General features: G+C 73.0%; 3 protein-coding genes. All 3 read right to left on the reverse strand.

Annotated elements, in window-relative coordinates; all coding sequences use genetic code 11:
• On the reverse strand, nucleotides 1-650 hold a 650-nt coding region (locus ACWCPN_RS34720), incomplete at its 3' end, for a beta-ketoacyl synthase N-terminal-like domain-containing protein (RefSeq protein WP_451214557.1).
• Nucleotides 651-775: 125 nt separating this feature from the next.
• On the reverse strand, nucleotides 776-2,014 hold the full coding sequence (locus ACWCPN_RS34725) for an NAD(P)/FAD-dependent oxidoreductase (RefSeq protein WP_451214559.1): 1,239 nt from the start codon (nucleotides 2,012-2,014) through the stop codon (nucleotides 776-778).
• Nucleotides 2,015-2,116: 102 nt separating this feature from the next.
• Entirely contained in the window at nucleotides 2,117-6,727 is a 4,611-nt protein-coding gene (locus ACWCPN_RS34730) for a condensation domain-containing protein (RefSeq protein ID WP_451214561.1), read from the reverse strand.
• Between the last annotated feature and the right edge of the window lie 3 nt (nucleotides 6,728-6,730).

Consider the following 6,730-nt stretch of genomic DNA (forward strand, 5'->3'; position numbering starts at 1 on the left):
GCCTGCCCAGCCAGATGCAACGCCACCAACGACGACGAACACGCCGTATCCACCGACACCGCAGGCCCCTCAAGCCCCAGCACATACGACACCCGGCCAGAAATGACGGACTCCATGACGCCCGTGCCGAAGCCCTCGACCCCGTCGGCCGAGCCGCTGCGGCCGTAGTCGTGTCCCATGACGCCGGCGAAGACGCCGGTCCGTGAGCCCCGCAGGGACAGCGGGTCGATGCCGGCTCGCTCGACGGCCTCCCAGCACACCTCGAGCATCAGCCGCTGCTGTGGGTCCATCGCGCCGACCTCGGCCGGTGAGATGCCGAAGAACCCGGCGTCGAAGCCCGCCACGTCCGCCAGGAACCCGCCCCGCCGCACATACGACTTCCCCGGGACATCCGGATCCGGATCGAAAAGCCCCTCCACATCCCAACCACGATCCGAGGGGAACCCACCGATCCCCTCCCCACCCGAGCGGACCAGATCCCACAGACCCTCCGGAGACACCACACCCCCCGGATAACGGCACCCCATCCCCACCACCACAACCGGATCCGAGTTCCTGGCGGTCAGCTCGGCGTTGCGCCGCTTCAGTGCGGCGACCTCCTTCGCCGCACGGCGAAGCGCACCGACGAGGTCTTCCTTCGAGGCACTCACTGCGGGATCCATCTCTGTGATCGGATTCGAGATCGGGTTCGGGTCGGGGCTCCTCGGGTCCCGGCGAACGCCGAGCGCCACCGGCCCCTACGGCCCCAACGGGGGCTGCCGGCCGCTACCGGCCGCTACCGGTCGCTGCCGAACGCGGTCGCCGAGGACGGGAGGAGGTCGACCACCTCGGGGGTGAAGAACTCGGAGCGGTCGATGAGGCCGGCGAGCAACGCGAAGTAGCGCGCGGTGAGTTCCGGTGTGCGGGCGACGGCGCGCAGCAGCGCGACGCGGGAGTCGGTGATGCGCAGCTTGGCGAGGTCCAGGGCCATGCGGTACGGCTCGCGGAGGATGTCGTAGGTCTCCTTGGTGAACCCGGCCAGGCAGGTGTCGACGCCGGCGGTGTCGTCGAGGTCCTGGCCCGCCAGGGCATCCGAGAGCAGCTGGGACTGGGTGAGCGCGTTGGTGATGCCGCGGGCGGTGATGGAGTCGAGGTGGTGGCCGGCGTCGCCGAGGAGCGCCCAGCCGGGGCCGTCGGCGCGGCGGAAGAAGTTCTGCTGGTTGCCGGTCCCGGTCAGGCCGTCGACGCGTTCGGCGTCGCGGAGTTGCTCGTGGAGGTCGGGGGCGTTGCGCTCGACGGAGGCGAGGTGTTCGGCGAGTGGGTCGCGGCGGATGCGGTCGAACTGTTCCTGCGGGAAATAGGTGGTGACGAGGGTGATGCCGTCGTGGGTGGGGATGCGGACGATCCAGCTGTCGGGGCGCTCGTGGTAGCCGAAGCCGGTCTCGACGCCCTGCCAGGCGCTGTAGTAGACGCAGCTGACGGGCTGGTCGGCGGTCCGGAACGGGGCGTCCACCAGGGAGGCGAGTCGTGATCCCTGACCGTCGGCGCCGATGACCAGCTTGGCCGTTATCGTCCGCGGGCCTTCCTCGGACTGGACGCGGACGCCGACGACCCGGTCGTCGCGGCGGACGACCTCGCGCAGGCTGGTGCGATCGTGGAAGTCCGCGCCGGCCTCGACGGCGGCTCGTACCAACAGCTCGTCGAGGACGCGGCGGCGCGGGGCGTAGGCGGCGTCGGAGTACGGGGTGGGCGGTGTGGGGGCGGTCAGCCGTAGGCCCGCGACGTCGTAGCCGACCGTGGTCAGGGGCGGGCAGCCGGACGCCATGACGGCGTCGAGGACGCCCCAGCGGGCGAGCAGGGCCACGCCGGGCGGGTGAAGGTAGAGGGTGGACATGGTGTCCGAGGGGAATCGCATACGGTCGATGAGCAGTACCTTGCGTCCCTGCCGGGCCAGCAGCAGTGCTGCCGAGGCTCCGGCGCAGCGCGCACCGACGATCACGACGTCGTACGTGTCGTGTCGGCTTCCGTCATCCATGTCTCGTCGACTTCCGTTCGTGGCCTCGGGTGGACATCGGGGAATCCGTGCCTGCCGCCGCCCCGGCCGGCGTCCGCGGCGGCGTCTTGGCGGGCATGCGCTCTAGCGCTCCCTCATCCGGCGCAGCTTGGGGCGGGCGGATGCCGCCGACGTCCGCAGGACGGGTTCGAGCTGGGCCACCGTCGGGTTCTCGAAGATGGTCCGCATCGTCACGGTGACCCCGACGACGGAGCGGATGCGGCTGACCAGCCAGGTGGCGCGGAGCGAGTGACCGCCGAGTTCGAAGAAGTCGTCGTCGAGGCCGATCCGTTCGACGCCCAGCACCTCGGCGAACAGTGCGGCCAGGGTCTCCTCGCCGGGGGTGGAGGGCGCCCGGTAGTTCCGGGTGGCGGCGCCCGCGGCGCCGTCGGAGTCGGCCGGGCCGATGTGGACGAGGCCGTCGGGGAGGCGGCGTACCAGGTGGCCGGTGCGGTGCAGACGGGAGCCGGGGACGGTGGAGACGGGGTCGGCGACGAACCGTGTCGCCGCGACGGCGGCGCTGTCGGCGGCGTCGGACCGTTCCTGGTCCGGCCCGGAGACGCTTGGCCCGGAGCTCTCCGCGTGGTTGCCCGAATCCTCGGTGGGCGGCCCCTCGGTCCCCGGTCCTTCGGTGACCTGCCCGTCGGTGACCGGCGCCTGGTCGGCCGGTCCCTCGACGATGTACAGCTCCCCCACCGCGCCCGGCGGTACGGGCTGGAGGCCCGGTCCGAGGACTACGGCCGCCGTGCCGGTGACGAGGAGTCCGGGCAGGGGGTCGGGGAGGTGGTCCGTCCCGGCGTCGGGGGCCGCCGGGACGGACGGCAGGAGGGGCCTGTCGGCGAGCGGGCGGACGACGTCCTGTCGTTCGTCCGGGCCGAGCAGGTCGATCGCGGCCAGCCGGGTGGCCGGGTCGGTGGCCAGGGCCGTGCAGATGCGGACGAGCTGGGCTGCCGTGTACTCGGCGACCGGCCGCGGGATCTGGTCCGTGCGGAACTTGAGCAGGACGCGCAGGTCCGGGTCCGCGGCGGCGACCACCGCCATCGGGAAGTTGTTGGCGGCGATGGTGCGCAGGCCGCTGACGGTCATCCCGGTCTCCTGGTTGGCCTGGACGAGGCCGGCCTGGTCGACCGGGTAGGAGTCGAAGCTCAGCAGGGTGTCGAACAGCGACCGCATCCCGGTGGCCTCGTAGATCTCGGTGAGGCCGATGTACTGGTGGTCGAGCATGGCGACCTGCCGGGTCTGGAGGTCGGAGAGGTACTCGGCCAGGGTGAGCCCGGGTGCGCAGGCGACCCGTACGGGGACGGTGTTGATGAACAGGCCCGGCATCGCGTCGACGTCCGGTACCTCGGCGGGCCGGCCGGACACGGTGGCGCCGAAGACGACGTCGGTGCGTCCGGTCATGGTGGCGAGGAGCAGGGCCCAGGCGCCCTGGACGACGGTGTTGAGGGTGACGCCGAGGTCCGCGGCCCGGCGGGCGACCTTGCGCGCGGTCTCCACGGGCAGCGGTACGTCGATCTGCTCGACCTCCTCGACGCCGTCGCCGGGGCGGTGTCCGGTGCCGGCCAGCAGGGTCGGCTCGGTGACCCCGGCCAGCTCGGTCCGCCAGGCACGCAGGGATTCCTGCCGGTCGCGGCCGGCCAGCCAGGCCAGGAAGGTGCGGTAGCTCGGCACGCGGGGCAGTGCGGTGTCGTCGCCGTCGGCGTAGACCCACAGCAGGTCCTTGAGCAGCAGCGGCAGTGACCAGCCGTCGAAGAGCACGTGGTGCGCGGTGAGGACCAGCTCGTACCGGCCGGGTTCCAGGGTGACCAGCATCAGCCGGAGCATCGGCGGTACGGCCATGTCGAAGCCGGCGTCGCGGTCCGCGGCCAGCAGTCGCTCGAAGGCGGCGGTGCGTTCCGCGTCGGCGAGGCCGGACAGGTCGCGGTGCTGCCAGGGCAGTTCGACGGCCTGCCGGATCACGGACACGGTGGTGCCGGACTGGGTGACGAACCCGGCGCGCAGGTTGGCGTGCCGGTCGAGGAGGGTCTGGCCCGCGGCGCGCAGCCGGCCGGCGTCGACCTCCCCTTGGAGGTGGAAGACGTACTGGACGTGGTAGGCGTCCGCGCCGGGGCCGGCCAGGCTGGCGTGGAAGAGCAGGCCCGCCTGCATGGGGGTCACCTGCCACACGTCAGTGAGGCCGGGCTGGGCGCGCTCCAGTTCCTCCAGTTCCGGCAGGGTCAGGGGGACCAGTGGTACGTCGGAGGGGGTGAGCCCGCCGGCGTCCGGGGTGGCGAGGTGGCGGGCGAGTCCGCTCAGCGCCTCGGTCCACAGGTCGGCCAGTTCCTGTACCGCTTCCCGGCCGATGGCGCCGGTCGGGAAGGCGAAGGTGGCGCGGAGCGCGGGTCCGTCGGGGCCGTCGGTGACGGCCGCCCCGATGTCCACGAGGGCCGTGACGGGCATGCCGGCGTCCAGGTCCGGGGCCAGCAGGTCGCCGTCGGCGAGCGGGAGCCAGGCGGCGCCGTCGCCGCGCCGGGGCGCCGTGCCGCCGGTGACCCGGCCCAGGTAGTTGAAGGCGATCTGGCCGGTGGGGTGGCCGGCGAGGCGGGGGCCGGTGTCCGGGTTGAGGTGGCGGAGCAGGCCGTAGCCGATGCCCTTGCCGGGGACGGCGAGCAGTTGCTCCTTGACCTGTTTGACGGCGCGGCCGGCCGCGGGTCCGCCGCGCAGCGCCTCGTCGAGGTCGACGCCTTCGGTGTCGAGCCGGACCGGGAACAGGGTGGCGAACCAGCCGACGGTGCGGCTGAGTTCGGCGCCGGGGGCGACCGTCTCCTCGCGCCCGTGTCCTTCGAGACGCAGCAGGGTGCTGGTCTCGGGCTGGTCGCGGCGGCGGCGCCAGGTGGCGACGGCTAGGGCCAGGGCGGTGAGCAGGCCGTCGTGGGCGCCGGCCCGGAACCGGCCGGGCAGTTTGGTCAGTACCGCGTCGGTGGTGTCGGCGGACAGGGTGACCCGGATCCGTTCGACGGTCGACACGACGTCGACGGCCGGGTCGAGCGGGCGGTCTCCGAGCAGTGGGTCGGGGCCGCGCACGGTGTCCAGCCAGTGCGGCAGTTCGGCGGTGCGGCGCTCGGTCAGGGCTTCGTCCCGCAGGGCGTGGGACCAGCGCCGGGCCGAGGTGCCCACGGGTTCCAGCGCGGGGGTGCGGCCGAGGCGTACCCGCTGCCAGGCCGTGGTGAGGTCCGTGACCAGGATCTGCCAGGACACTCCGTCGACGGCGAGGTGGTGGGCGACGACCGCGAGCCGGCCGCGGCGGGCCGGGCCGTGGTCGAACCACACGCAGCGCAGCAGAACCCCTGCTGCCGGGTCGAGTCGGTCCGCGGCCGCGTCGAACTCCGTGCGTAGGGTGCGCAGGGCGGCCGGGGCGTCGGGGTCGCCGGTCATCTCGATGCGGTGGATCAGTTCGGCGGCCCGCACGGTGCCCGGTGCGCCGGTTCGGAGTTCGGTGCGGCCGTCGGCGTCGGTGACGAGGCGTGCCCGGAGCATGTCGTGCCGGTCCAGGACGGCGTCGAGGGTGACGGCGAGTCCGACCGGGTCGATGCCGGGGGGAAGTTCGAGCACCATCGACTGGGTGTAGCGGGAGGTGTGCGGCCCGGACTCGGTGAGGAAGCGGGCGATCGGCAGGAGTGGCATCGGACCGACGCCGCCGCCGTCGAGTTCCTCGAGGACGGGTCGGTCGGCCGTCCGCCCGGCGACGGCGGCGAGTTCGGCGACGCTGCCGTGTGCGAACACGTCCTGGGCGGTGATGTCCAGTCCGGCCGTGCGGGCTCGGGCCACGACCTGGATGGAGCGGATGCTGTCGCCGCCGATGGCGAAGAAGTCGTCGTCGGCGCCGACCCGGTCCATGTCGAGCACGTCGGCGTAGATGCCGGCGAGCAGGACTTCGGCGGGTGTGTGGGGTGCGCGGTATCCGGTGCTCTCGAAGGCGGGGGCGGGCAGTGCGGCGCGGTCGAGTTTGCCGTTGGGGGTGAGCGGCATCCGGTCCAGGACCATGACCGCGGCGGGCACCATGAACTCGGGCAGCCGGCCCGCCACGTACTGGCGCAGTCCGCGCGGGTCGAGGGGGGCGGTCTCGAACTCCATGTCGATGCTGGCGCCGGAGGCCGTGTGGCCGAAGGAGCCCGCGGTGCGCAGCGGCACGACGTATCCGACGAGCCGTCTGCCGTTGTCGGTGTCGGCCACGACCACGGTCGCCGCCGACACCATCGGGTGGGCCAGCAGCACCGCTTCGACCTCGCCGGGTTCGATGCGGATGCCGCGTACCTTGACCTGGACGTCGGCGCGGCCGACGTACTCAAGCACCGGCCCGCCGTCCGCTCCGGGCCGCGGCTCGATCCAGCGGACCAGGTCGCCGGTGCGGTACAGCCGCCCGCCGGGTTCCGCGCCGAACGGGTCGGCCACGAACCTCGACGCCGTCAGATCGCCCCGGCCCCGGTAACCCCGTCCCACGACGTCGCCGGCCACGTACAGTTCGCCGGTCACGCCGATGGGGTTAGGGGTGAGGCCCGGGCCGAGGACGTACATGCGGACGCCGTCCAGGGGGCTGCCGATCGGCACCGGCCCCTCCTCGTGCACCCCGGCGGGCACCTCGTACGTGGAGTCGTAGAACGTCTCCGACTGGCCGAACGAGTTCACCACCCGCACCCCCGGCCACACCGCACGCACCCG

The organism is Streptomyces sp. NPDC002386 (genome assembly GCF_053593175.1).

What these genes read in the sequence shown, in the direction of transcription:
- ACWCPN_RS34725 (WP_451214559.1), bottom strand. Translation starts at nt 2,014, where the DNA reads ATGGATGACGGAAGCCGACACGACACGTACGACGTCGTGATCGTCGGT.